A 24,850-nucleotide genomic window follows, 5' to 3' on the forward strand; every position below is an offset into this window, starting at 1 on the left:
AGAGACCCCTGGGTGGACTGTGCTGTTGCCGTGTGATGGTTAAAATACTGTATAAATAAACAGCTCAAAGTCACGTCACCCCCTCGATTCACCATGTCTGCCCTTCTTCTGGATGCGATTCCCAGCCTTTGGCGCGCCAGCGACCTGGGGCGCAGCGCAGCACCGGTGTGCCCCAGCGGTTTTGCCGCGCTGGATGCCGAACTGCCTGGCGGGGGCTGGCCCTGCGGCCAGCTCACGGAGGTGCTGCAGCCCGAGGCGGGCTGGCGTGAGTGGCGCTTGCTGGCCCCCAGCCTGGCGCGGCTGTCTCAGCAAGGCTCGGTGGTGCTGGTGGGGCCACCGCTGGTGCCGCATTTGCCGGCGTTGGCCTGGCAGGGGCTGGCGCTGAGCTCCCTGATCTGGGTGCAGGCGAGCAGTCCGGCCGAGCGCCTGTGGGCCGCCGAGCAGGCCCTGCGCTGTCAGGCGCTGGCAGCCTTGCTGGTCTGGCTGCCACAGGGCCTGTCATCAGGCCTGTCGCAGGGCCTGCGGCGCCTGCAGCTGGCGGCCCAGGCCGGGCGCCAGGCCTGCCCGCCTGGCCTGTGGGCCTTGCGCCCCTGGGCGGCTCGGCAGCAGGCCTCGCCCGCACCGCTGCGCCTGGGCCTGCGCGCCGGCCCGACCGACGCACTGGAGGTGCAGGTGCTCAAGCGCCGTGGCCGGGTGCTCGAGCAGGCCTTGCTGTTGCCTGCGGCCCGGCCTTCGCCCTTGCGGGCCGGGCCGGCCTCTTCGCCACCGCACCCGCCACCGCACACACCTTCGCAGACCCCGGTGGCCCCATCCCCCAACCCTTTCAAACCGGATCGCCATGTGGTGGATCGCGCTCTTGCCCGACCCCTTGGCTGAGCCCGGACCGGCGCTGGCGTGGTGGGCCCTGGGCTACACGCCGCGCGTGGCCCGGTTGCAGGGCGCCGTGGTGCTGGAGGTGCAGGCCAGCCTGCGCCTGTTCGGGGGGGCGCCGGCCTTGCTGCGCCGTCTGATGGCCGAGGCCGGTGCCCTGGGCGTGCAGCGCATCGGTGTGGCCCCCACGGCCTGGGCAGCCCTGGCCCTGGCGCGTTCGCTGCCCCCTGGGCAACGGCGCCTGCGCCGCTGTCATGCGGCCCGGCTGGCGGCCGCGCTGGATGCCTTGCCATTGCAGGCGCTGCCCGAGGTGGCGCAGCATGCCGAGCTGCTCCAGCAGCTGGGTTGCCAGACCCTGGGCCAGGTGCGGGCCTTGCCCCGCGCCGGCCTGGCGCGCCGTTTCGGGGCCGATCTGTCCGGCGCCCTGGACCGCGCCCACGGTCAACGGCCCGAGGTGTTTGACTGGCAGGTGCTGCCCGAGCAGTTCGAGCAGCATCTGGCCTGCCCCAGTCTGGTGGAGCAGGCGGCAGGCCTGATGTGGGGGGCGCGCCAGTTGCTGCAGGCTCTGGCCGTGTGGCTGGCGGCACGCCACAGCGGCGTGACCGGGGTGCGTCTGGCCTGGCGGCATGACCCGCGCCGGGGGTGCGAGCCGGGGGCCGAGCTGGTGGTGCACACGGCCCAAGCCACGCGTGAAGTGGCCCACCTGGAGCGCCTGCTGGCTGAACACCTGGCCCGGCTCACGCTGGCCGCGCCGGTGCAGGCCCTGAGCCTGCAGGCGCTGGGGGTGCAGCACTGGGGGCCCGACAGTGCCAGCCTGTTGCCCCAGGACCTGGCCGGGGGCGAGCCCCTGCCGATCTGCCTGGAGCGGCTGAGTGCGCGCCTGGGCCCAGGGCGGGTGCTGGCGGGCCGATTGCAGGCCGACCACCGGCCTCAGCACATGCAGCACTGGCAGCCTGCCATCGAGCGGCCGGCCTCTCCGGCCACGATTCGGCCAGCGCCTGCCACCGCCTGGCAGCCCCCCTGGTTGCTGCCCGAACCCGAGCCGCTGCGCCTGGTCGGCGAGCGTCCGCAGTATGGCGGCCCGCTGACCCTGTTGGCCGGCCCTGAACGGCTGGAGGCCGGCTGGTGGGATGGGCCCGGCGCGACCGACCCCGACCTGACCCTGCGCGACTACTTCATTGCCCGCAGTGCCCGGGCCGGCTTGCTGTGGGTGTTTCGCGTGCGCCCCTTGAACGCTCACCAGGGCAGCCCGACGCGCTGGTTTCTGCACGGGGTGTTCGGATGACCCCGCCCGCACACCCTGCCTCGCCCCTGCCGGCCTATGCCGAGCTGCAATGCGTGTCGAACTTCAGTTTTCTGCGCGGCGCGGCCTGGCCGCAAGACTTGGTGGCGCGCGCCCAAGCCCTGGACTACGAGGCATTGGCCCTGACCGACGAGTGCTCGGTGGCCGGCGTCGTGCGCGCCCATGGCGAGGCCAAGCGCCTGGGTTTCAAGCTGATCATCGGGGCCCAGTTTGGCCTGCCGCCCGAGCCGGCGCTGGGTGATCCGGGCGGGCAACTGGTGCTGCTGGCCTGCAACCGACGCGGTTATGGCCAACTGTGCCAGTTGATCACCCAGGTGCGGGCGGGCCAGCCCAAGGGCGAATACCAGCTGGGCTGGGCCGATCTGCAGGCCAGCCCGGCGCGGCTGGCCGATTGCCTGGCCTTGTGGAGCCCCGATCGTGATCAGCCCCCTGAGACCGAGGCTCTGGCCCAGGTGGCCCAGGGGTTGGCGGCCAGCTTTCCGGGGCGGGCCTGGCTGGCCGTGCGCCGCTGGCTGCGCATGGACGATGCCCGCTGGCTGGAGGCCCTGCAGGCCGTGGGCCACGCCTGCGGCCTGCCCCTGGTGGCGGTGGGCGATGTGCACCTGCACCGGCGTTCGGACAAGCCGCTGCACGACGTGCTCAGCGCGATCCGCCAGCGTCGCCCGGTGGCCGAGTGCGGCCTGGAACTGCAGGCCAATGCCGAGGCGCATCTGCGCTCCCGGCTGCGCCTGGCCAGCTTGTTTCCGCCCGAGCTGCTGGCCGAGAGCGTGCGCGTGGCCGCCCGCTGCCGCTTCAGCCTGGATGAGCTGCGTTACGAATACCCGCCGGCCCTGGTACCAACCGGCCTGAGCCCGGCCCAGCACCTGCGCCAGGCGGTCGAGGCCGGGGTGCAGCGCCGCTACCCCCAGGGGGCGCCCGAGGCGGTGCGGGCTCAACTGGCGCACGAACTGGCTTTGATCAACGAGCTGGGCTATGAGAAGTACTTCCTCACCGTGCACGATGTGGTGTGCTTTGCCCGTCAGCGCCACATCCTGTGCCAGGGCCGGGGCTCGGCCGCCAATTCGGCGGTGTGCTTCTGCCTGGGCATCACCGAGATCGATCCGAGCCGCCACAGCCTGTTGTTCGAGCGTTTCATCAGCCGCGCCCGCAAGGAGCCCCCCGACATCGATGTCGACTTCGAGCACCAGCGCCGAGAAGAGGTCATCCAGTACCTGTACGGCAAGTATGGCCGGGGGCATGCTGCTCTGGTGGCGGTGGTGATCTGTTACCGAGCGCGCAGCGCCATCCGAGATGTGGGCTTTGCCTTGGGGGTGCCCGCGGCGGTGGTGGAGGTGCTGGCGCGCCACCAGCAGTGGTGGGATGCGCCGGCCGACCTGGAGCCGCGTTTGCAGAGCCTGGGGTTGCCCCTGGACGCCGCTTTGTTGCAGCGCTGGCTGGCCTTGACGCAGCAGGTGCTGGGCTTTCCGCGCCACCTGTCGCAGCACCCGGGCGGCTTTGTGCTGAGTGGCGAGCGCCTGGATGCCACCGTGCCCGTGGTGCATGCCCGCATGGCGGGGCGCACCTGCATCGAGTGGGACAAGGACGACATCGACGACGTGGGCCTGCTCAAGGTCGATGTGCTGGCCCTGGGCATGCTCAGCGCGCTGCAGCGCAGCTTTCAGTTCATGGGGCAGTGGCATGGCCGGCCCTTCGGCCTGGCCGATGTGCCCGGCGAAGACGGGCCCACCTACGACATGCTGTGCCGGGCCGACACGGTGGGGGTGTTCCAGGTCGAGTCGCGGGCCCAGCAAAGCATGTTGCCCAGGTTGAGGCCGCGTGAGTTCTATGACCTGGTGGTGCAGGTGGCCATCGTGCGGCCCGGGCCCATTCAGGGCGGCATGGTGCATCCCTACCTGCGCCGGCGCCAGGGCCTGGAGCCTGAAGTTTGTCCGCCTGGCCTGGAGGTGGCTTTGAGCCGCACCAAGGGCGTGCCCATCTTCCAGGAGCAGGTCATGCAGATCGCCATGATCGCGGCCGGTTTCAGCGCCGAGGAGGCCGACCACCTGCGCCGCAGCATGGCGGCCTGGAAGCGCAAGGGCGGCATCGGCCACCTGCGTGAGCGCCTGTTCGAGGGCATGCGTGCGCGTGGCTACACGCCCGAGTTTGCCGAAGCGATCTTCAAGCAGATGGAGGGTTTTGGTGAGTACGGCTTTCCGGAAAGCCATGCGGCCAGCTTTGCCTTGCTGGCCTATGCCAGCGCCTGGATCAAGTGTCACGAGCCGGCCTGTTTTCTGGCCGCCTTGCTGAACTCGCAGCCCATGGGCTTTTATGGCCCCTCTCAATTGGTGCAGGACGCACGCCGCCATGGTGTGGAGGTGCGGCCGGTGGATGTGTTGCACAGCGACTGGCTGAGCACCCTGGAGCCCCCAGGCTGGGCTGGGGCGCACCAGCCCGCGGTGCGCTTGGGCCTGCAGCAGGTCAAGGGCCTGAGCGAGGCCGCCGCCCGGCGTGTGCTGCAGTTGCGCCGCCGCGGCCAGCCCCTGAGCGTGGAGCGCCTGGCCCGTGAGGCCGGGCTGGACGCGGGCGACCTGGCCGCGCTGGCGGCCGCCAATGCCCTGGAGGGCCTGGCCGGGCACCGCCGCCAGCAGGTGTGGCAGAGCGCTGCGTTGCACCGCGCGCCCCGCCTGTTGCAGCACGCGCCGGTGCATGAAGCCCCGCTGGCCCTGCCCGTGGCCAGCGAGGCCGAAGCCCTGGCCCTGGACTACCAGGCCCTGGGTTTGAGCCTGGGGCGTCATCCGCTGGCCTTGCTGCGCTCCGAACTGGCACGGCGCCACATCTTCAGTGCCGAGCAGTTGCAGGCGGTGCCTGGGCGACGGCGCGTGCAGGCCTGCGGCCTGGTCACGGTGCGCCAACGCCCGGGCACGGCCAAGGGCACGGTGTTTGTCACGCTCGAAGATGAGACGGGTGTGGTCAACGTGATCGTGTGGGCCCCGGTGGTGGCCGAGCAACGCGAGGCCTTGCTGGGCTCGCGCCTGATGGCGGTGGACGGACTGTGGCAGCGCGAGGGCGATGTCTGCCACCTGGTGGCACGTCGCCTGCACAACCTCAATGCGATGCTGGACCAGACCCTGGGGACGATGCGCCCACGCAGTCGCGACTTTCACTGACCTTGTCGCCGGTCGTGCGGCGCTGGCGCCGAGCGATGAGGGGGGCGGCCCAGGCGCCCCAGCCCAGCAGGCACGATGCCTGGGCCTGCGGCGTCTTGTGATCCCGCATTCCTTCCTCCAGCGTCTGCCATCGTCGGCATCCGCATAAGGCGCGGCGATCCTCAGTCCACGGAATTCTTCGGCAACCTGTTTTTGTTGCCAACAAGCAGGCGGTTTGCCGCGATGCAAGGCTTGTCAGCAGGTACTTTGGACAGGGGCCGGCAGCCCTGCTGCGCCAAGAGGGCGCACCTGGTGTTGCCCAGCAAAAAGCCCCTGGCCGCAAGGCTCAGGGGCTGCACAGATCGGGGGCGCCGAAGAGGCGCCGGTCGATCAGGGGGCTGGGATCACAGCGAGTCGATGAAGCTGCGCAGCTTGTCGCTGCGGCTCGGGTGCTTGAGCTTGCGCAAGGCCTTGGCTTCGATCTGACGGATGCGTTCGCGGGTCACGTCAAACTGCTTGCCCACTTCTTCGAGGGTGTGGTCGGTGGACATTTCGATGCCGAAGCGCATGCGCAACACTTTGGCTTCGCGCGGGGTCAGGCCGTCGAGGATGTCCTTGACCACATCGCGCAGACCGGCCTGCATGGCGGCGTCGATCGGGGCGGTGTTGGAGCCGTCCTCGATGAAGTCGCCCAGGTGGCTGTCGTCGTCGTCGCCGATCGGCGTTTCCATGGAGATCGGCTCTTTGGCGATCTTCATGATCTTGCGGATCTTGTCCTCAGGGATCTCCATCTTGGCGGCCAGGATGGAGGCATCAGGCTCGAAGCCGAACTCCTGCAAGTGCTGGCGGCTGATGCGGTTCATCTTGTTGATGGTCTCGATCATGTGCACCGGGATGCGGATCGTGCGGGCCTGGTCCGCGATCGAACGCGTGATGGCCTGACGGATCCACCAGGTGGCGTAGGTCGAGAACTTGTAGCCGCGGCGGTATTCGAACTTGTCGACCGCTTTCATCAGGCCGATGTTGCCCTCCTGGATCAGATCCAGGAACTGCAGACCCCGGTTGGTGTACTTCTTTGCAATCGAGATCACCAGACGCAGGTTGGCCTCGATCATTTCCTTCTTGGCATCGCGCGAGGCGGCTTCGCCTTCGTTCATGCGCTTGTTGATGTCCTTGAGCTCGGACAGCGGCACCACCACGCGAGACTGCACGTCCATCAGCTTTTGCTGCAGTTCCTGGATCGGGGGGATGTTGCGGGCCATCACGGTGGACCAGGGCTTGCCGGCGGCCGCCTGCTTCTCGACCCACTTCAGATTGAGCAGGTTGGGCGGGAAGTCCTTGATGAAGGTTTCCTGGGGCATGCCGCACTTGTCGACGATGATGCGGCGCAGTTCGCGTTCCTTCTTGCGCACGTCATCGACCTGGGCACGCACCAGATCGCACAGCTTCTCGATGGTCTTGGCGGTGAAGCGGATGGTCATGAGCTCGGCAGACAGCTGCTGCTGAGTCTTCATGTAAACGGCGCCGCCGTAACCTTCCTTGTCGTAGATCTTGTGCATCTTCTCGAACAGCTCGCGCAGCTTGTCGAAACGCGACAGGGCTTCGCGCTTGAGTTCTTCGAGTTTCTTGGTCAGGGCCTTGGAGCCGCCCTTGCCGTCGTCGTCGTCGGCTTCGTCGAATTCGTCGAAGTCTTCTTCGGCCACGTAGTCGTCAGCCTCGTTGGCGTTGGAGAAGCCGTCGACGATGGTCGAGATGACGATCTTGCCTTCGCGGATTTCCTCACCCATGTTGAGGATTTCGGCGATGGTGGCGGGGGAGGCCGAGATGGCCTCCATCATGGCCATCAGGCCGCCTTCGATGCGCTTGGCGATTTCGATTTCGCCTTCACGGGTCAGCAGCTCGACCGTGCCCATTTCGCGCATGTACATGCGCACCGGGTCGGTGGTGCGGCCGAATTCGGAGTCCACGGTGGACAGCGCGGCTTCGGCTTCTTCTTCGGCTTCTTCGACCGTGGCAGCGGTCGGGGTCACGTTGTTCTGGAACAGGGTTTCGGCGTCGGGGGTCTGCTCGTACACCGCCACACCCATGTCGTTCAACATGGTGACCACGACTTCCATGGTCTCGGCATCCACCAGCTTGTCGGGCAAGTGGTCGGAGATTTCAACCTGGGTCAGGTAGCCGCGGGTCTTGCCCAGGGTGATCAGGGTCTTCAGGCGCGAGCGGCGCTTGGCCATGTCTTCTTCGGACAGGACAGTCTCGTCCAGGCCGAATTCCTTCATCAGCGCGCGTTCCTTGGCCTTGCTGATCTTCATGCGCAGGGGCTTGACCTTTTCGGTCGTGGCCGCGGCGGGGGTGGCTTCGACTTCACCTTCGAGGTCGGCTTCGATGTCGGACAGGTCCAGATCGTCTTCGCTGGATTCCTTGACCGCATCGGCCTTGGGCTTGCGGCCGCGCTTGGCACCGGTCTTGGGGGTCGCGTCCTTGTCGGCGGCAGCCTTGGGCGGGCGGCCCGGCTTTTTCTTGACCGGAGCGTCTTCGCCAGCGGCCGCGGTGGCCTTGGCAGTCTTTTTCAGTTCGTCGGAGGTGGCTTCAGCCTTGGGTTTCGATGCGGGCACTGTGGTGGCTTTCTTGGCAGACGGGGTCGCCGCCTTGGCACTGGCAGCCGTCTTGGCTGCCGGGGTCTTGGCGGTGGCTTTCGGAGCAACCTGGGCCGGGGCGGTGGACTCGGACTTGACTGGCTTCGCGGACTTTTGAGCGGGCATGGACAACCTCAGGATCAAACAGGGACACAAAGAAACGAGCAAGCGCCACATATCCCGGCGCGGGTGGCACGGCAAAGGGAGGCTTGGCGCAATTTCTTGCAGCTTGTTGCAGCCCTTCGCAGTTGAGAAGCAGGTAGCCGGGCAAGGCCTGGCAACGCGGTTCTCAGGGGCAAGATGTCTGGGCGAACATTTGGTGTGCAGTCCTTGCGGATGGTGGGCGCGTGCCCCGTCTAGGGGTGTGGTGCGGGCCCGGACCGGAGGTGCTGCTGTCGCTCTTGCCGATGCAAACCTTACATTATACCGATGTGGCCGCTTTTCAAGGGCCAGGCGGTACAAGAGTGCTTATTGGATGGCCACGCGCTGCAGATTCAGCTCGAGCTCGGTGCGGCGTTTGAACAGGGCACGGTAGCGTTCCAGGGCGGCCGGATCGTGTCGCACCGCCTCGATGGCCTCTTTTTCTTGCAGTTTGAGCTGCTCAACCAGCATGCGGTTGAGCACCCCGCGCAGCTCGGCACGCAATTCCTTGATTTCACCCTCGGTCTGAGCGTGTGAGCCGGTCATGAGCTTCACCGCCAGCGCTTCGAAGACCTGCCCGCGCAGGCTCTCGCGCAGCACCGCCCAGGGCACGGGCCCGTGTTCGTGGAACTGACTCTCCAGCCAGACGAACAGGGCCCCATGGGGGGGCGGCAACTGGCACAGCATGTCGTGGTCATCGTGGCCGAGGCTTTCCAGCGCGCTCATGTGCGACAGCAGCAGACGGGCCGCATGGTCAGGTCGCGTCACGGGCGGGGTGCGCGGGCCGTCGTCGTTTTCCTCGGGCTTGGCATTCCATTTGCCGCCCTTCCAGCCGTCGCGCGAGCCTTTGAACCCGTCTTTTCCGCCCTTGAAGCCGCCCTTGTCGAAGCGCTTGCCGGGGCCGGCCGAGGGGTGGCCGGTGCTGCCGCCGCCGGCATCGGGCCAGGCCCCCTGGCCGCCATCGCCATGCCAGTGGGGGGCGTCATCCGGGCTCGCCTGGCGTTGACCATGGCGCGGAACGGCGCCGGCATCGGGGCTGCCCTGCCACAAGGCTGCCAGGTCGGCGGTGGGCAACTGGGTCAGTTCGGCCAACTCGCCCAGCAACTGGCGCTTGAGCACGCCTTCGGGCAGGGCGCTCCACAGCGGGCGCGCGTTGGCGGCCATGTGGGCGCGGCCCTCGGCCGTGCCCAGGTCGCATTGCTCGCGGGCGGCCTCGATCAGGAAGCGGCTCAGCGGCAGGGCGTCGCCCACATGGCGCGAAAAGGCGTCGGGGCCATATTCACGGATGAAGCTGTCGGGGTCGTGTTCTGCCGGCAGGAACAGAAATTTCACGCTGCGCGTGTCGGTGGCATAGGGGATGGCTCCGTCCAGCGCCTTGCGCGCGGCGCGCCGGCCGGCGGCATCGCCATCGAAGCTGAACACCACCGAGTCGGTGAAGCGGAACAGCTTGTGCACGTGGTCGGCGGTGCAGGCCGTGCCCAGGGTGGCCACCGCGTTGGGGAAACCCAGTTGGGCCAGCGCCACCACGTCCATGTAGCCTTCGGTGACCAGGGCGTAACCCTGCTCGCGCAGCGCCGTGCGGGCCTCGTAAAGGCCATACAGCTCGCGCCCCTTGCTGAACACCGGGGTTTCGGGCGAGTTCAGGTACTTGGGCTTCTCGTCCCCCAGCACACGCCCGCCAAAACCGATGCATTCCCCTTTCACGTTGCGGATCGGGAACATGATCCGGTCACGGAAGCGGTCGTAGCGCCGGCCGTCCTCGTCGCTCACGATCACCAGGCCGCATTCGGCCAGCAGGGGGCTGTCGTACTCGGCAAACACGCTGGCCAGGCTGCGCCAGCCCTCCGGGGCGTAGCCCAGGCCGAAACGCTTGGCCACCTCGCCCGACAGGCCCCGTCCTTTGAGGTAGTTCACGGCCCGGGGTGACACTTTGAGCTGCTTGCGATAGGCGTCGCCTGCTTTTTCAAGCACCTCGCTGAGGCTGAGTTGCTTTTGCCGCTGTTCGGCCGCGCGGGCCTTGTCGTGCGGCGAGACATCGTCATCGGGCACCTGCAAGCCGTATTGCTGGGCCAGGTCTTCCACGGCCTCGCGAAAGCCCATGCCCGCGTGCTCCATCAGGAAGCCGATGGCGTTTCCATTCTTGCCGCAGCCAAAACAATGGAAAAACTGCTTGGACGGGCTGACTGAAAAGGAGGGCGACTTTTCGCCATGGAAGGGGCAAAGGCCCATGAAGTTGGCCCCGGCTTTCTTCAGGGGCACGTAGCGACCCACGATGTCCACCACATCGGTGCGGGCAAGAAGTTCCTGGATGAAAGACTGGGGGATCGTCACCCGCCTATTGTCCCCTTAAACTGTCAGGCGGACGGAACACCTTATATGACAAGCGGCATGCGACCCTCGGCTGGAAGGCGCGCCTTCTGGCGTGCGGGACTGGCGCAGACTGTCGTCTGGGCCAGCGGAGGTGCCTGCGCCCAGGGCTCGGGCGAGGGTGGGGTGGCTGACACCAGTCGCGTCTTGCGGGTGCTGGCCTGGCCAGGCTACGCAGATGCTGACATCGTCAAGGCCTTTGAGCGTCACTTTGAGGTCCGGGTTGAGCTCACCATCGTGGGGTCTGATGATGTGCTGCGTGAACGCCTGGCCCGGCGCGACCCCGACACTGGTGGGCCACCTTTTGACGTGCTGGCGGCCAACACGGTCGAGTTGCAGCGCTTGCGCGCCCTGAATCAGTTGTCGCCTTTGCCGCTGGCCTGGATTCCCCAGGCGGCCGCCCAACTGCCCCGTTTTCTGAAGCGTGAATCGATTCCGGGCCTGATGCAGGGGTCTCAGCTGTTCGGCATGCCTTTCACCTATGCCGAGATGGGGCTGATCTTCGATCGCCGTCAGATGACCCGTCCGCCGGATTCGATCCAGGCGCTGTGGGACGAGCGCTGGCGTGGCAAGGTGTTGGCATTTGACGGCAGTGCGCACAATTTCTCCATTGCCGCGCAGTCGTCCGGCCTGCCGCCGTTTCGCATCCCTGCCAGCCAGTTTGGCCCTCTGGCCCGGCATCTGGTGGCCCTGCGCCGCAATGTGCGGGCCTTCTACACCCAGCCGGACGAGTCGGCCGATCTGTTCCGTCGTCATCAGGTGGCCCTGATGTTTGCCAACTACGGTCGCCAGCAACTCAAGCTGTTGCGTGATCAGGGCCTGGATGTGGGCTATACCCTGCCGCGCGAGGGCGCCCTGGCATGGCTGGACTGCTGGGCCATCACCCGCCAGGCCCGCAGCCTGACCTTGGCCGCGCGCTGGATCGACACCATGTTGTCGGCTGAGGTCAGCCGTACATTCAGTCAGCGTCAGGGACTGGCCAACACGCTGGAAGAGCCGCCTGAGGTGGCTTCCGGCGCCTCGCTGCTGTGGTTGGAGCCCGTCGAGGACGAAGCCCGCCGGGCGGCGCTCTGGCAGCGCATCCGGGACGGCGAGCGGCCCGAGAGGCTGGCAGCATGAAGCCCGGCGGCATTGCCCTGCGGCTGAGCCTGCTGTTGGTGGCCTTCAGCGCGTTTGCTGCCGGCCTGGCCAGCCACTACACCTTTGTGAGCAGTCGCGCCATGATGACCGAGCGCGCCGAGCGCTACCTGTTGAGCACGACCGAGGTGCTGGCGCGTCACCTGCATTCCAGCCTGCAAAGCGTCTCGCGAGACGCCCTGGGGCTGGCGGCTCATGCGGCCGCCCGGTCCTTGCTGGAAGAGGGGGCAGGGGCTCATGGCCGTGCGCCGCAAGCCGACCGTGAGGTCATGGCTCAAGCTTTCGAGGCCCTGCTGGCCTCCCATCCCGCCTACCTGCAACTGCGGCTGATCACTGCGCGGGAGCATGGCCTGGAGCGGGTGCGGGTGCTGCGCGAGGGCGAGGCGCTGCAGCGTGCGCCGGAGCGTGACATGCGGGAGAAGGGGCATTTCCCCTATGTTTTCGAGGCCCTGGCCCAGCCGGCCGGGCAGGTGTATCTGTCTGAGTTCGCGGTCAACCATGACGAGTCTCCGGGGGCCAACGACATGCCCTCATTCACGGTGTCGGCACCTGTGGTGTTTCAGGGGCGTACCCTGGGTGTGGTGGCCTTGCAAGTGGCGGCCCGGCCTTTTCTGCAGGACGTGATGTCCAATCTGCCGGGCGGCTTCCAGCTTTACATGAGCAACCGCTGGGGGGATTGGCTGATGCACCCGGATGCCAGCCAGACCTTCGGGTTTGACCGTGGGCAGCGCGTGTTCATCCAGGACACCTTTCCCGAGGCCCAGGGCTTGATCAATGGGCGGGTCCAGTCGCTGGTCACCCGGGCCAGCGATGCCTATGGCGAACCCCTGGCGGCGGCGTTTGTGCGTTTGCCGGTCGGCGCCGAGGTGGATCAGCGTTTCCTGGTGCTCGGGCTGGCCCAGACGCTCAGCGTCATCGAGGGCGATACACCGCTCCTGGGCCGCAGCATCGTCCAGGTGCTGCTGCTGGTGTGTCTGGCGGCCCTGTTGATGGCGGTGCTGGTGTCGCGGGTGGTCACGGAGCCCCTGAAGGCGATGGTGGCGGCCACCCGCAGCATGGGCAAGGGGCAGCGTGTGATGGGGCTGCCAGTCGAGCGTCATGATGAGATCGGTGAGCTGGCGCGTGGCTTCCAGCACATGGAGGAGCAGGTCTGGCTGCAGATGTCGCAACTGCGCAGTCGCCACAACGCCATGGACCACCTGGCCCACCATGACCCGCTGACCAGCCTGCCCAATCGGCGCATGGTGGAAGCGCGCCTGGCCGAGGCCCTGGACCGGGCCGACCGTTCGGGCCTGGTCTGTGCGGTGCTTTTCGTGGACCTGGACCACTTCAAGAACATCAATGATGGCCTGGGCCATGAGGTGGGCGATGCCGTGCTGCGTGCTGTGGCCCAGCGCCTGAGCGATGACCTGCGCGCCGGAGATCTGGTGGGCCGCATGGGCGGCGATGAATTCGTGGTGGTGTGCGAAGGGCTGCAGGGCGAGGCGGATGCCGACCCGATCGCGGCCAAGCTGCAGGCCCAGTTTCTGCAGCCCGTGCTGCACCAGGGGCTGCCGATCCAGGTGCACGCCAGTGTGGGCATCAGCCTGTATCCGCGTGACGGGCACGATGTGCGCAGCCTGCTGTCCGACGCCGATGCGGCCATGTACCGAGCCAAGCAAAGCGGGCGCCTCAGTCGGCCGGCGGCCTGAGTGGCTCAGGCCCTTGTGGGTTGAAACGCCCGCGTAAGGCTGTCGCCGCAAAATGAAACCAGCGCAGCCCGCACTGTCTTATTTCGCACTTCAGGAGACCTCATGACCGCCTTTTATGACCAGGATCTGCCTCGCACCGAAGCCAATCACGCCAGTCTCACCCCCTTGAGCTTCATCGAGCGCACAGCCCAGGTCTACCCCGACCGCCTGGCCATCGTGCACGGGCGTGGTGAGCAGGTTTTGCGCCAGACCTGGGCTCAGACCTACGCACGCTGCCGCCAGCTGGCCAGCGCCCTGAGCCGTGCCGGCATCGGCAAGAACGACACCGTGGCCGTGATGTTGCCCAACACCCCGCCCATGGTCGAAGCCCATTTCGGGGTTCCCATGGCCGGGGCCGTGCTCAACTCGCTCAACACCCGGCTTGACCCGGAAACCATTGCCTTCATGCTGGACCATGGCGAGGCCAAGGCGCTGATCGTCGACCCCGAGTTTGCCCTGGTGGTGCAAAAGGCTCTGGCGCTGCGCCAGGCCCAGACCCCGCTGCTGCTGATCGATGTGGAGGATGCCCTCTATGGCGAGGCCCCGCTGCGGCTCGGGCAAACCACCTATGACCAGTTTGTGGCCAGTGGTGACCCTGAATATGCCTGGCCGTTGCCCGCAGACGAGTGGGATGCGATCGCCTTGAACTACACCAGCGGCACCACAGGCAACCCCAAGGGGGTGGTTTACCACCACCGTGGTGCCGCGGTGAATGCCATCTCCAATGTGCTGGAGTGGGACATGCCCAAGTTCTCGGTCTACCTCTGGACCCTGCCCATGTTCCATTGCAACGGCTGGTGTTTCCCGTGGACAGTGGCCGCGCGGGCCGGTGTCAACGTGTGCCTGCGCCGGGTCGACCCCGAGGCCATCTTTGCCATGATGCGCGAGCACGGTGTCACCCATTACTGTGGTGCACCCATCGTGCACGGCCTGCTGGTGAATGCACCGGCCGCCCTGAAGGCCGGTGTGCCGGCCGGCATCCGGGCGATGGTGGCGGGCGCCGCGCCGCCGGCCTCGATGATCGAGGGCATGGAGCAGATGGGGTTTGACCTGACCCATGTCTATGGGCTGACCGAGGTGTATGGACCGGCCACGGTGTGCGCCAAGCACGAAGCCTGGGACGCGCTGGACATCGGCGATCGCGCCCGACTCAACGCTCGCCAGGGCGTGCGCTACCACCTGCAGCGCGATGTGCGCGTGCTTGACCCCGAGACGATGCAGCCGGTGCCGCAGGACGGTGAGACCATGGGCGAGATCATGTTCCGCGGCAACATCGCCATGAAGGGCTACCTGAAGAACCCCAAGGCCACGCAAGAGGCGTTTGCCGGGGGCTGGTTCCACAGCGGCGACCTGGCGGTTCAATACCCGGACGGCTACATCAAGATCAAGGATCGCAGCAAGGACATCATCATCTCGGGTGGCGAGAACATCTCTTCGATCGAAGTCGAAGACGTGCTTTATCGCCACCCCGACGTGCTGGCCGCCGCGGTGGTGGCCAAGCCCGATGCACGCTGGGGCGAAACCCCTTGCGCCTTTGTCGAGCTGAAGGCGGGTGCTGAGACCACGCCCGAAGACATCGTGGCGCATTGCAAGAAGCACCTGGCCGGCTTCAAGGTGCCGCGTGCGGTGGTGTTTGGCGAACTGCCCAAGACCAGTACCGGCAAGATCCAGAAGTTCGAACTGCGCAAGCAGGCGGGCTCGGCCGGCGCGATCGACGTCTGAGGCTTGAGCTAAACCGTGTCGGGCTGAGGCCCGGCGCGGCCATCTTCGACCACAAAGCGGGCCAGAGGGCGCACGGGGCTGTCGGCGCGGCCCGGGTCATCCACCGCCATCAGTGTGGTCTGCCAGCGTTGCGGGCTCAGCTCTACCCAGGCGTAGCCGCGCTGGTCTGGCCGGGCCAGCAGGATGTGCGGGTTGTCGCGCCGCAGGGCGGCGGCGCGCTCCAGCGTGGCGCTGGAGTGTGAGCTGATCGAGGTGCCGCAGAACTCGCTGGCCAGCACCGGTGAATCGGGCCGATCGGGGTCGGCCTGCACCCGGCACACGTAGTTCTGATGCACATCGCCACCGATCAGCACGGTGTTGCGCGGCGGCGTGGCCTGCAGGTCGGCCAACAGGCGCTGACGGGCCGCCGGGTAGCCGTCCCAGGGGTCGGTGGGGGTGGGTTCATCGGCCCGGGCGGCCGCGCTGGCGCCGCCATAGTGGCGCGGCGAGAACAGGGTTTGCTGCGCAATCACGCTCCAGCGCGGCCCCAGCGGGCCGGCATCCTGAGCCAGGCCCTGGGCCAGCCACTGCTCCTGGGCCGGGCCCAGCAGGCTGCGGGTCGGATCGTTCAGCTCGGCACAGCGGCCCGCGCGCACAGTGCCGGCACCACTGCTGGCGGCTTCGCGGCAGGCCTGCACGGCACGGTACTGGCGGTCGTCCAGCAGGTGAAAACGCGCCAGGCGCCCGAAGTCGCTGCGCTGGTAGAGGCGCAAGGCGTCAGGCCGGGTCAGGCCTTGCAGACCGTGCAGCAGCACCGAGGCGCGCAGGGGCTGGTTTTCATAGAAGGCCTGGTAGGCCGCGCTGCGCTGGCGCAGGAAGTCGGCGCCGCTGCTGTCGCGACCCCGATCGCCGGCGTAGTCGTTCTCGACCTCGTGGTCGTCCCAGGTCAGCAGCCAGGGGCAGGCTGCGTGGGCCGCCTGCAGGGCCAGGTCGCTTTTGTGCAACGCATAGCGGTCGCGGTAGTCGGCCAGGGTCTGAGCCCGGCGCAGCGCGTGCACGCGGTGGATCGGCGTCTTGGCCTGGGGGGTGGGGCCGCCCGGGGGCGAGGCGTATTCGTAGATGTAGTCGCCCACAAACACCACCAGGTCGGGGCTGCGGGTGGCCACGTCACGCCAGGCCGCATAGTGGCCGTGCTCCCAGCGCTGGCAAGAGGCAAATGCCAGCCGCAGCCGCGGGGCCAGTGCGTCTGGGGCCGGAAAAGTGCGCGTGCGGCCCACCGCGCTGACCGCGTCGCCGACCATGAAGCGGTAGTGGTACCAGCGCTCGGCCTGCAGGCCTTTGACCTCGACATGCACGCTGTGGCCCAACTCGGCCTGGGCTGAGGCCTGCCCACGTTGCAGCACCCGGGCAAATCGATCGTCCTCGGCCAGTTCCCATGACACAGTGACTTGGTTCGGACCCAGGCCGTCAGTGCACAAGCGGGTCCAGAGCACCACGCTGTCATGGCTGGGTGAGCCGCTGGCCACGCCCAGGCCAAATGGATCGGCGGCCAGGCCCGCCGGGGTGTTGCGCTGGGCCCAGGCCTGCCAGGGCTGAGCCGCGCTGCCCAGCAGCAGGGCTTGCAGCCACGCGCGCCGAGGCAGCTCAGGCCGCAACCACACGGTTCTTCCCGGACCGTTTGGCCAGGTACATGGCTTGGTCGGCACGCTTGATGGCTTCGGTGGTTTCCTCGTCGGCCCCCACCTGCGCGACGCCCGCGCTGAAGGTGATCAGTACCTTTTCGTTGTCTTTCAGGAAGAACTGCTTGGTCAGCTCGCGCTGAAGGCGCTTCATCACCTCAACGCCTTTGGCCTGCTCGGTGTCGGGTAGCACCACCAGGAATTCTTCACCGCCGTAGCGGGCCAGGCTGTCTTGCGGGCGCATGGTACTGCGCGCCACCTGGGCCAAGTGCACCAGGGCGGCGTCGCCCGTGTCGTGGCCCAGGTTGTCGTTGAGGCGCTTGAAGTTGTCCAGATCCAGCAGCGACACACACATGGCCGTGCCCTGGCGGCGGGCCCGGGCGATCTCGCGCTGCAGGGCCTCGTCCAGGCCCTTGCGGTTGAGTGCGCCAGTCAGCGGGTCGTGGCGCGCCTGCGAGCTGGCGCGGTCCAACTCTTCTTGCAGCCGGCGCAGGGCTTCGTCAGCCTGCTGGGTGCGCTCACGCATCTCGCGCAGTTCGTCGCGCATGTGCAAGGTGTCGATGGACATGGCGCGCGTGGCCTGAATGGCCTCTTGCAGCACGGGGGCGATGTCGACCAGGGTCTGGGCCGATTCCAGCTGGCGCGAGCAGTTCTCGATCGTGCCCTGGTAGGCGCTGCTGTGTTCTGTCATGCGACCCAGGCGCTCGATGAAGGCCGCGAGCATCTGCTTCATCTGCTCTTGCGCTTCCAGCGTGCGGGCCTTGGCTTCGCTTTGCTTGAAAATCACATCTTTCAGGCGGGCCTGCACGTCGTCCAGGCGCCTGAGTGTGAGCGGCGGCGTGGTGGCGCTGACCAGCGCGTCGATCTGGCCTTTGACCCAGCTGTCCTCCACCGTCAGCTCGCCGATGTTCACAAACAGCAGGTGCAACAGCTCCAGCAGGGAGCTCTTGATGGCCATCTGGTCTTCGGCCGCAAAGGACACCTTGAAGCTGAGGTTGCCCAGCATCAGTTTGAGGGTGCTCACGTCGGCCGTTGGTTGGCGGGCGAAGGTCAGCAGTTGTTCGGCCTGCTCTTTGAGGCGCGGGTCATCCTGGCCCAGCATGGGCAGGGTGTTTTCGATCAGGCGCGCGATCTGTTCGCGCAACTCGGCCATCAGATCGTCCGTGACGGCGGGTTTGTCCGGCAGGTGCGCTGGCGTGCTCACCAGGGGCTGGGTGGCCAGGCCCACCAGGGCGGCCTGCAGGCCCACCCAGTTGCGGGTTTGGATGGACTGGTCCAATTGGCCCAGCAGGCGTTGCTGGGCTGGTGTCTGGCCCGGCATCACCCGGGCGATGCTGCGCAACTGCTCTTCGGGAAAGTTGGGCACATGCCGGGTGCCGGCTACTTCGTGATACAGCGCCAGGTAGTTCTCGGGCGAGGGCAGCAGCTTGCGCACGGAAAGCAGCTTGAGCGTTTCCTTGGCAATCTCGTAGGGCGATCGTTCAGCCATGGATGAGGTTCAGGAGGGGGCGAGCACGCCGGGCACTGACAAAGGTGTCAAAGGCGAAAGCATAACCCTGTCAGTCTTGAAAAATCATGACGCAGATGAATAAGCGGCCTTGTCTGTCGGCTCGGGCAGTTCGCGCTGCGCCAGTCCATCGGCGGCCAGCAGGGCCAGCGCAGCCGGGGTGAGCGAGTCGGCTTGGAGGGACTCCCGCTCGGGCCAGTGACGGAAGTGCAGCGCTTGCGAGCGGGCGTACTGAGGGTCGTAGTGCAGCGTGACCAGGCTTTCGAACAGGGGCGCGAGTTGGCCTTGTCGGGCCCAGGCCTGCCACTGGTTCAGCACCTCATGGCCGTGCAGGGTGCGCAGGGGTTCCAACTGCTGCGCCAGCTGCTCGGGGGCGTCTCCCAGGTAGGCGTAGTCGTTCAGAAGAAAACGGAGTCGCTCTGACAAAGAGGCCTGAAGCTCCAGGCAGGGGGCACTGCGCATGCGGTCCACCAGGGCCTGGGGCAGGGCAATGCGTCCGATTTTTCGACTTTCGGCCTCGACCCACACGGGGCGGCTCAGGTCGAAGTGGCGGATCGCCGCGTCGAGGGCGGTCTCAAACGCCTTTTGCGAGGGCTGAGCTTGCCCCGGCACGGCGCCCAGCAAAGACCCCTTGTGGCGGGCCAGCCCTTCCAGGTCAAGCACTTGGGCGCCCTGGTCGGCCAGCGCGTGCAGCAGTCGCGTCTTGGCACTGCCGGTGGGGCCGCACAGCACCTGCAGCCGCAACCTGGGCGCCAACTCGGCCAGGTTTGACACCACTTGCTGGCGAAAACGCTTGTAGCCGCCGGCCAGTTGCTGGGCATCCCAACCCACCAGACGCCACCAGGCCACCATCGAGCCGCTGCGCAGACCGCCACGCCAGCAATACACCAGCGGCTTCCAGTCGGCGGGCTGATCAGCAAATCGTTCGTTCAGGTGGCGGGCCAGGTTGGCGGCCACCATGGCCCCGCCCACGCGACGTGCCTCGAAGGCGCCTTGCTGCTTGTAGATCGTGCCCACAATGCGGCGCTCCTCGTCATCGAGCACCGGGCAATTGATGGCCCCCGGGATGTGATCCAGTGCAAACTCGGAGGGCGAGCGGGCATCGATCACGACGTCGAATTGGTCAATCTCGCTGACCTGCACGGGGGCTCGGCGGCTCATGAGCGTCCCTGTCGCCAAAAAACGTGAAAATAAGACATGACTACTTCGACTCCTGCATTGACCCAGTTTTCCCACGGAGGCGGTTGCGGCTGCAAGATTGCCCCCGGCTTGCTGAGCGAGATTTTGTCACGCGCACCGCGTGGCCTGATGCCGCCCGAGTTGATGGTGGGGCTGGAGACCAGCGATGACGCGGCGGTTTACCGCCTCAATGACCATCAGGCCCTGGTGGCCACCACCGATTTCTTCACACCCATCGTTGACAACCCGCGAGATTTCGGTCGCATTGCGGCCACCAATGCCTTGTCTGATATCTATGCCATGGGCGGCACGCCCATCCTGGCGCTGGCCCTGGTGGGCATGCCGATCGCGAAGCTGTCGCCCGAGACCATCGGCGAAGTCTTGGCCGGTGGGGCCGAGATCTGCCGTGAGGCCGGCATCCCCGTGGCCGGAGGGCATTCGATCGATCTGCTGGAGCCCATCTATGGGCTGGTGGCCCTGGGCCTGGTGCACCCTGATCGCGTGCGGCGCAATGCCGACGCACAGGCCGGTGACGTGCTGGTCCTGGGCAAGCCGCTGGGGGTGGGCATCTTGTCGGCCGCACTCAAAAAAGGCCTGCTCGATGAGGCCGGCTATGCCGAGATGTTGGCTCACACTACGCGCTTGAACCGCGTGGGCAGCACCCTGGGCGGGCTGGCCGGCGTTCACGCCATGACCGATGTGACCGGGTTTGGTCTGGCCGGGCACCTGCTGGAGGTGTGCCGCGGTTCTTCTCTGCAGGCCGAGGTCAGCCTGGCTGATTTGCCCCTGATCGAGGCTGCCCAGCGCTTTGCCCATGATGGGGTGGTGACCGGCGCTTCGGCCCGCAACTGGGCCTCTTATGGGGGCGACATCACCTGGCCCGGCAGCGCAGAGGCCTGGCAGCAGGCCCTGGTGTCCGATCCGCAGACCAGCGGCGGCTTGTTGGTGAGTTGTGCGCCTGAGGCCGCTGACGCTGTGCTGAGCGCCTTCCATGAGGCCGGATTTGCCGAGGCCGTTGTCGTGGGCCGCATGCAGGCCTTGCCGGCCGGGGCACGTGCCGGGGTGCGTTTCGAGTGAGCGAGCCCGCGTCCGAGGCACTGGCGCCGCTTTCGGGGTGGCTGGCCCTGGAGGGTTTGCCCTTGCAGGCGCAGTTCTGGCTGCTGCGTCTGTCGGCCTATGCCTTGCTGAACCTGGCCGACGATGCGGCCTTGCTGGCCCTGATGTTCTGCTGAGGTGGCGGTCAGTCGGGGGGGCCTGGTTTCAATGTCGTATGCCCTCGCCGCGCAGCACCAGCACGGCGGTCCGGAACAAAATGCGCAGGTCCAGCGCCAGGCAGTGCGTGCGCAGGTACTCGGCGTCGTAGGCGGCCTTTTCGGTGTCGTCCAGGTCATCGCGCCCATGCACCTGGGCCCATCCGGTGAGGCCTGGGGCCAGGGTATGGACACCTGCCGTCTCGCGCATCGCATGCAGTGTCTGTTGGTTGCACAGGGCAGGGCGCGGGCCTACCAGGCTCATGTCACCGCGCACGATGCACCACAGCTGGGGCAGTTCGTCCAGGCTGGTGCGGCGCAGCCAACGGCCCAAAGGCGTCAGATGGCTGTCTGGATCGGGCAACAGGTGCGTGGCGACCGTGGGCGTGCCCACCCGCATGCTGCGGAACTTGGGCATCAGAAAAGGCTTGCCCTGTCGACCGACCCGGAGTGACCAGTAAAGCGCTGGCCCGGGTGAATTGAGTCGCACCGCCAGTCCGATCAGCAACATGGGCACCCCCAGCAGGATCGAGGCCAGGCTGGCCAGGGTGAAATCGAACAGTCTTTTACTCATCAGTGCGGGAAGTGCGCGGGCGTGGGGGCAAGCCTTCGGAGTGTGCCTGAGACTTTACACATTTGACACAATCTCAGAAACAGGTACCCCTGCGGGGCAGGGCTGGAGCCACCTCAGTCTCGCCTTGCTATGACGTGGAAGACGGGGATCGTAGTGGCCGGTCTGGCGGGGCGTTGTTTTTATTTGTTGGAGGCCAGTAGCAGCCCGGCCGCCCCCATGAAGAAGCCCCCAGTGGCCTTGTTCAGTCGCACGACGGCCCGCTGGGTGGTAATGAGGCGGCGCAATTGCAGGCCGCCAGCGGCATAAACCAGGCTGGCCACGAACTCGGCGGCCAGGTAGGTGGGGCCCAAAATCGCAAATTGAGGTACAGCCGCTTGGCTGGGGTCAATGAATTGCGGAAAGATCGCAGCGAACAAAATGATGGCTTTGGGGTTGGTGATGCCCAGCAGGAATTCCTGCCGTATCAAGGCCCGCCAGCTGCGCGCTTGCACCGCCGCAGCGGGCGCGTCCTGTACGTCGGCGGTGTCCGACGTCTGGGCCAGTCCGCTGAACTCGCGACTGCGCCAGGCCCGCCAGCCCAGGTAGAAAAGGTAGGCTGCGCCCACCCATTTGATGGTGCTGAAAGCAGCCTCAGAGGCCAGCAGCATGGCGCCCAGGCCCACGGCCGACACCGTCAGGAACACCGAAAATGCCAGAACCCGGCCGCAGGTGCCTACCAAGGCCGGGACCACGCCTTGGCGAATGCCGTTGTTCAGGGCGCAGAAATTATTCGGACCGGGTGTCAGGGCGATCGCCACGGCCACGGGAAAAAAGAAAATAGCGTTCATGAAGCCACACTCTGGTGCCAAAGCATCACTGCAGCAGCATTCATGCCTGCACAGGCCCTGTCACGGCAGGGGCTTTGGCTATTTCTGGTTTCTAACACGGCTTGCATGAACCCTTCTCGTTCCATTCCGATTCCGGTGATCAATTCCACACGTTGCACGGGCTGTGGCTGGTGTGTGCCAACGTGCCATCTGCACCTTCTGAGTTTGCAGGCTCAGGGCTGGCGCAAATTCTCTGCCTTGCAAGACGCCGATCGTTGTGTGGGGTGCCGCAAATGTGAACTGCGTTGTCCTTTTGGGGCCATCACCATGGCCCCGCCCATAGACGGGGTTTGAACTCTGGACGCGGCTGTCAGAGCCCGACCGAGCCCTGCCGCACCAGTTGCTTGGCCTGTTCGCGACCCGCCAGCATGGCGTGGGGCATCGATTCGAAGATCACGTCGGACTCATGTCGGATCGCGGTGGCGATGCCGTGGTCATCATCCAGGTCACTCAGGCGCTGGAAAACGGAATGAACCTTCCATTGCCCGGGCTGTACCTCGCTGGCGTACACCTCGATGAGGTAGCCGCCATCTTCAAATGAAAAGTCTGCTGTCACGTTGTCGTTCTCCCTGCGGTTCGCGCGAGTTTGGCAAACCTGAACAGGGCGCGCATCGCCCAATTTTGGTAAGTGGTTGAGCAGATACGTTTCAAGGTGACTTCGGTCTGAGGGGGGAGTCCCCTTACCCCTGGCCCTTTCGCAGAAATTCTTGGGCTTGTCACGGTGGAGGCGTAACATGTTGCAACGCAGCAATCGCATGCGGCGGCGTGTCTGTTCGACATGACCGAGGTCGGTAAGGAGGTCGTTCATGAGCACAGTTTCATCCAACACAGCGCTCAGGCATGAAAGCAGGCCGCGTTGCAGCCGCTGTCACGAGCCCTTGTTTCGCGTGGCCCGCGACCTGTGGATGCGGTTTCTCCCGGGGAGTCGGCACCTTGAATGCCATGGCTGTGAGAAGCGCTACCTCGTCTTTCTGGGCTTGAGATTGGGCCCCTTCTGAGAAACTGAGGCCTGCCCGAACCTGCCACCACGTGCCCTCGCTGAGGTGGGCCGATCGCCGAGATGAGGGCCAACAAGCGATTTACGGGGTGGTCGCAACAGCGTTGACGTGACGCCTGCTGAAGGCTTCGCTATCCTTGGGTGTCTGCCACAACGCCAGCCTCAACCGCCCTGTTAACGCCATGAAACAACCCGACGCCATGCTCAGAATCCTGGAGACCGAAGCCAGCGGTGGGGCCGCGGACCCGGACGTGGCCATTGCCAACATCGCCTCACTGCTGGAACGGCTGGATCCCAAGGCAGAAGGTTATGACAGGGATGTGGCTGATCTTCTGGCTGTGGGGGCCTGCATCTGGGCCTTGAGTAAGCGCGTCGGGTGAAGGGCTTGTTCGCCCAGTTCTGTATAGCAGGCCCTGGCATGCACGGCACCTCTTTGAGGCCCTGAGCACCACCGGAAAACAAAAAGCCCCAGGCTCTTGCGAACCTGGGGCTTCCATTTGGTGCCGGAGAGATGAATCGAACACCCGACCTTCTCATTACGAATCAATTCGAAGGTTAAACGGATGACATCTGACGACAACTGAGGGCTAATGAAATCAACTGCCTCTGATGCCCGACGTCGTTTCAATTGTCGCAGGTTTTCACTGACGATCAGTGTCACTGTGCCGCAAGTGTGCCATGGACCTGAGATTAGGATCAGCTAATACTGAAAGCGGTCCGAAGCGGCGGTTCTACATTCGCAACGTGACCTAAGTCAGCCTCCAATTCCACAATGAGGTTGGGAATTTCGGACTTCGCAGATTCCCGCCGCTTTACACGTGAATCTCTCGCAGCTGATGAGTAGAAACGTTCGATAAACTCGTCCCTTGAATTTGAATCTGTTGCAACGAGATCGAAAAAGTCACCATCAAAAAAAGGCATAGGTTCCGGGTCGTTTGTCCGATAGGCACAAGCCTTGAGGGGGTACAAATCCATTATCTCAATGAATCTTTTGTCAAATGTGAGCAGGGCCGGGAAAAAGTAGCGTGCGTTCTCATCGGGTTTGAGGGTCATCGCTATTTCCAACTGTTGAACGTGCCACAAGTCCCACGCCATCCCATCTAGCGTGCCGAACAAGTCTTTGCCTTTCTTTTGAATTTTGCCGAAAAATTCCAACTGCTGGCCACGTTCAAAATACGCTCGTGCGATTGCAGTTTCTCGGCCACTCATAGTTGCGAGTCGGGAGTCGCAGAATTCGGCATAACTTGCCATTTTCTTATTGATACTCTGGCTTGGCGACTTCAATTGAATGCAAGCCATTTTTAATAGTTGGATATACATAAACTGGTGACGGAAAGAAATTTCTGTCATCAGTGAGCTATCCGCCCTATTTTGTTGCATTCGTGAGAGTAATTCATTCGCGCGCTTAGTCAGTTCGATTGACGAAAGTGTCGACCGAGCCTCGCCTCGGCTACTCAGCCAATTCAAGTCAATGGTTCGCAGCACCTCGTACGCCTTTAGCTTCTCAAGAATTTTTGCAGCAGCACCCTCACTTTCAAGGTTATGAAGATTTTCGAGCATGTAGGGGATTGGGTCGACATGCACATCATCACGCGCAATGAATTCAAAGACCTCCTTGAAATCCAGAGGTATGCCTGCGATCTTGCCGGCAAGGTGCGGGGCCAGGTAGCTCAACGCTTGTGTATCTAGCGAAATCGAAAAGTCAATGGGGTAGGTTGCTGTTCCCTTGTCCATTTCGGCAACTGTGGTGTCGTCCAAAACGAGCACGTTATTAGTCTTGAAGAGACT

The 24,850-nt window shown here is 65.4% G+C and carries 19 protein-coding genes; 10 read left to right on the forward strand and 9 right to left on the reverse strand.

What is annotated here, in order from left to right:
- The first annotated feature begins 93 nt into the window (after positions 1-93).
- Genes imuA through AC3WUT_RS10005 form a run of 3 tightly spaced genes read left to right on the forward strand, consistent with a single transcriptional unit; the run spans position 94 to position 5,319 of the window.
- Positions 94-876 (forward strand): translesion DNA synthesis-associated protein ImuA, encoded by a 783-nt coding sequence (imuA, locus tag AC3WUT_RS09995; protein WP_492346927.1) that lies wholly within the window; start codon positions 94-96, stop codon positions 874-876.
- Positions 857-2,155 carry a Y-family DNA polymerase gene (locus AC3WUT_RS10000; RefSeq protein WP_492346928.1) on the forward strand — a complete coding sequence of 433 codons (1,299 nt, stop codon included), beginning with the start codon at positions 857-859 and terminating at the stop codon, positions 2,153-2,155. The genes imuA and AC3WUT_RS10000 overlap by 20 nt, the downstream gene beginning before the upstream one ends.
- Positions 2,152-5,319: an error-prone DNA polymerase gene (locus tag AC3WUT_RS10005; protein WP_492346929.1), complete on the forward strand. Its 3,168-nt coding sequence runs from the start codon at positions 2,152-2,154 to the stop codon at positions 5,317-5,319. Before AC3WUT_RS10000 ends, AC3WUT_RS10005 begins: the two co-directional genes overlap by 4 nt.
- Positions 5,320-5,702: 383 nt before the next feature.
- Here AC3WUT_RS10005 and rpoD read toward each other — a convergent pair whose 3' ends face one another.
- Positions 5,703-8,060: an RNA polymerase sigma factor RpoD gene (rpoD, locus tag AC3WUT_RS10010; protein WP_492346930.1), complete on the reverse strand. Its 2,358-nt coding sequence runs from the start codon at positions 8,058-8,060 to the stop codon at positions 5,703-5,705.
- A gap of 342 nt (positions 8,061-8,402) precedes the next feature.
- On the reverse strand, positions 8,403-10,406 hold the full coding sequence (dnaG, locus tag AC3WUT_RS10015) for a DNA primase (RefSeq protein WP_492346931.1): 2,004 nt from the start codon (positions 10,404-10,406) through the stop codon (positions 8,403-8,405).
- Between the two features lie 57 nt (positions 10,407-10,463).
- On the opposite strand from dnaG, the gene AC3WUT_RS10020 reads away from it, so the two are divergent.
- The 3 genes from AC3WUT_RS10020 (at position 10,464) to AC3WUT_RS10030 (ending at position 15,031) form a co-directional block, all read left to right on the forward strand.
- The gene (locus tag AC3WUT_RS10020; RefSeq protein WP_492346932.1) at positions 10,464-11,561 is read left to right on the forward strand and encodes an ABC transporter substrate-binding protein; all 1,098 of its coding nucleotides are present in this window, start codon (positions 10,464-10,466) and stop codon (positions 11,559-11,561) included.
- Entirely contained in the window at positions 11,558-13,270 is a 1,713-nt protein-coding gene (locus AC3WUT_RS10025) for a diguanylate cyclase domain-containing protein (RefSeq protein WP_492346933.1), read from the forward strand. Before AC3WUT_RS10020 ends, AC3WUT_RS10025 begins: the two co-directional genes overlap by 4 nt.
- 102 nt (positions 13,271-13,372) lie before the next feature.
- Positions 13,373-15,031, forward strand: a complete 1,659-nt coding sequence (locus AC3WUT_RS10030; protein ID WP_492346934.1) for an acyl-CoA synthetase — start codon at positions 13,373-13,375, stop codon at positions 15,029-15,031.
- Between the two features lie 8 nt (positions 15,032-15,039).
- Here the strand turns inward: AC3WUT_RS10030 and AC3WUT_RS10035 are convergent, their stop codons facing one another.
- From AC3WUT_RS10035 to mnmH, 3 genes are all read right to left on the reverse strand, one after another.
- Positions 15,040-16,665 carry an alkaline phosphatase D family protein gene (locus AC3WUT_RS10035; protein ID WP_492347061.1) on the reverse strand — a complete coding sequence of 542 codons (1,626 nt, stop codon included), beginning with the start codon at positions 16,663-16,665 and terminating at the stop codon, positions 15,040-15,042.
- Positions 16,655-18,178 carry a GGDEF domain-containing protein gene (locus AC3WUT_RS10040; protein ID WP_492346935.1) on the reverse strand — a complete coding sequence of 508 codons (1,524 nt, stop codon included), beginning with the start codon at positions 18,176-18,178 and terminating at the stop codon, positions 16,655-16,657. The genes AC3WUT_RS10035 and AC3WUT_RS10040 overlap by 11 nt, the downstream gene beginning before the upstream one ends.
- An 84-nt stretch (positions 18,179-18,262) precedes the next feature.
- Entirely contained in the window at positions 18,263-19,357 is a 1,095-nt protein-coding gene (gene mnmH, locus AC3WUT_RS10045; RefSeq protein ID WP_492346936.1) for a tRNA 2-selenouridine(34) synthase MnmH, read from the reverse strand.
- A gap of 36 nt (positions 19,358-19,393) precedes the next feature.
- Here mnmH and selD point away from each other — a divergent pair, with 36 nt between their 5' ends.
- Complete coding sequence (gene selD, locus AC3WUT_RS10050) at positions 19,394-20,452, forward strand: selenide, water dikinase SelD (protein ID WP_492346937.1); 1,059 nt, start codon at positions 19,394-19,396, stop codon at positions 20,450-20,452.
- Positions 20,449-20,607 (forward strand): hypothetical protein, encoded by a 159-nt coding sequence (locus AC3WUT_RS10055; RefSeq protein WP_492346938.1) that lies wholly within the window; start codon positions 20,449-20,451, stop codon positions 20,605-20,607. Before selD ends, AC3WUT_RS10055 begins: the two co-directional genes overlap by 4 nt.
- A 28-nt stretch (positions 20,608-20,635) precedes the next feature.
- On the opposite strand, the gene AC3WUT_RS10060 is transcribed toward AC3WUT_RS10055, so the two are convergent.
- Together AC3WUT_RS10060 and AC3WUT_RS10065 are read right to left on the reverse strand one after the other, a co-directional pair.
- A complete protein-coding gene (locus AC3WUT_RS10060; RefSeq protein WP_492346939.1) occupies positions 20,636-21,199 on the reverse strand; it encodes a sugar transferase in 564 nt (187 codons plus the stop codon).
- A 179-nt stretch (positions 21,200-21,378) separates the two neighbouring features.
- Positions 21,379-22,026: a LysE family translocator gene (locus AC3WUT_RS10065; protein ID WP_492346940.1), complete on the reverse strand. Its 648-nt coding sequence runs from the start codon at positions 22,024-22,026 to the stop codon at positions 21,379-21,381.
- Between the two features lie 105 nt (positions 22,027-22,131).
- On the opposite strand from AC3WUT_RS10065, the gene AC3WUT_RS10070 reads away from it, so the two are divergent.
- Positions 22,132-22,359 (forward strand): ATP-binding protein, encoded by a 228-nt coding sequence (locus AC3WUT_RS10070; protein ID WP_492347062.1) that lies wholly within the window; start codon positions 22,132-22,134, stop codon positions 22,357-22,359.
- 16 nt (positions 22,360-22,375) lie between these two features.
- Here the strand turns inward: AC3WUT_RS10070 and AC3WUT_RS10075 are convergent, their stop codons facing one another.
- The gene (locus AC3WUT_RS10075) at positions 22,376-22,621 is read right to left on the reverse strand and encodes a hypothetical protein (protein ID WP_492346941.1); all 246 of its coding nucleotides are present in this window, start codon (positions 22,619-22,621) and stop codon (positions 22,376-22,378) included.
- 623 nt (positions 22,622-23,244) lie between these two features.
- On the opposite strand from AC3WUT_RS10075, the gene AC3WUT_RS10080 reads away from it, so the two are divergent.
- Positions 23,245-23,442 (forward strand): hypothetical protein, encoded by a 198-nt coding sequence (locus tag AC3WUT_RS10080; RefSeq protein ID WP_492346942.1) that lies wholly within the window; start codon positions 23,245-23,247, stop codon positions 23,440-23,442.
- 316 nt (positions 23,443-23,758) lie between these two features.
- On the opposite strand, the gene AC3WUT_RS10085 is transcribed toward AC3WUT_RS10080, so the two are convergent.
- The gene (locus AC3WUT_RS10085; RefSeq protein ID WP_492346943.1) at positions 23,759-24,829 is read right to left on the reverse strand and encodes a hypothetical protein; all 1,071 of its coding nucleotides are present in this window, start codon (positions 24,827-24,829) and stop codon (positions 23,759-23,761) included.
- Between the last annotated feature and the right edge of the window lie 21 nt (positions 24,830-24,850).

It is taken from the genome of Curvibacter sp. EU05-FHT14A10, from assembly GCF_058791075.1.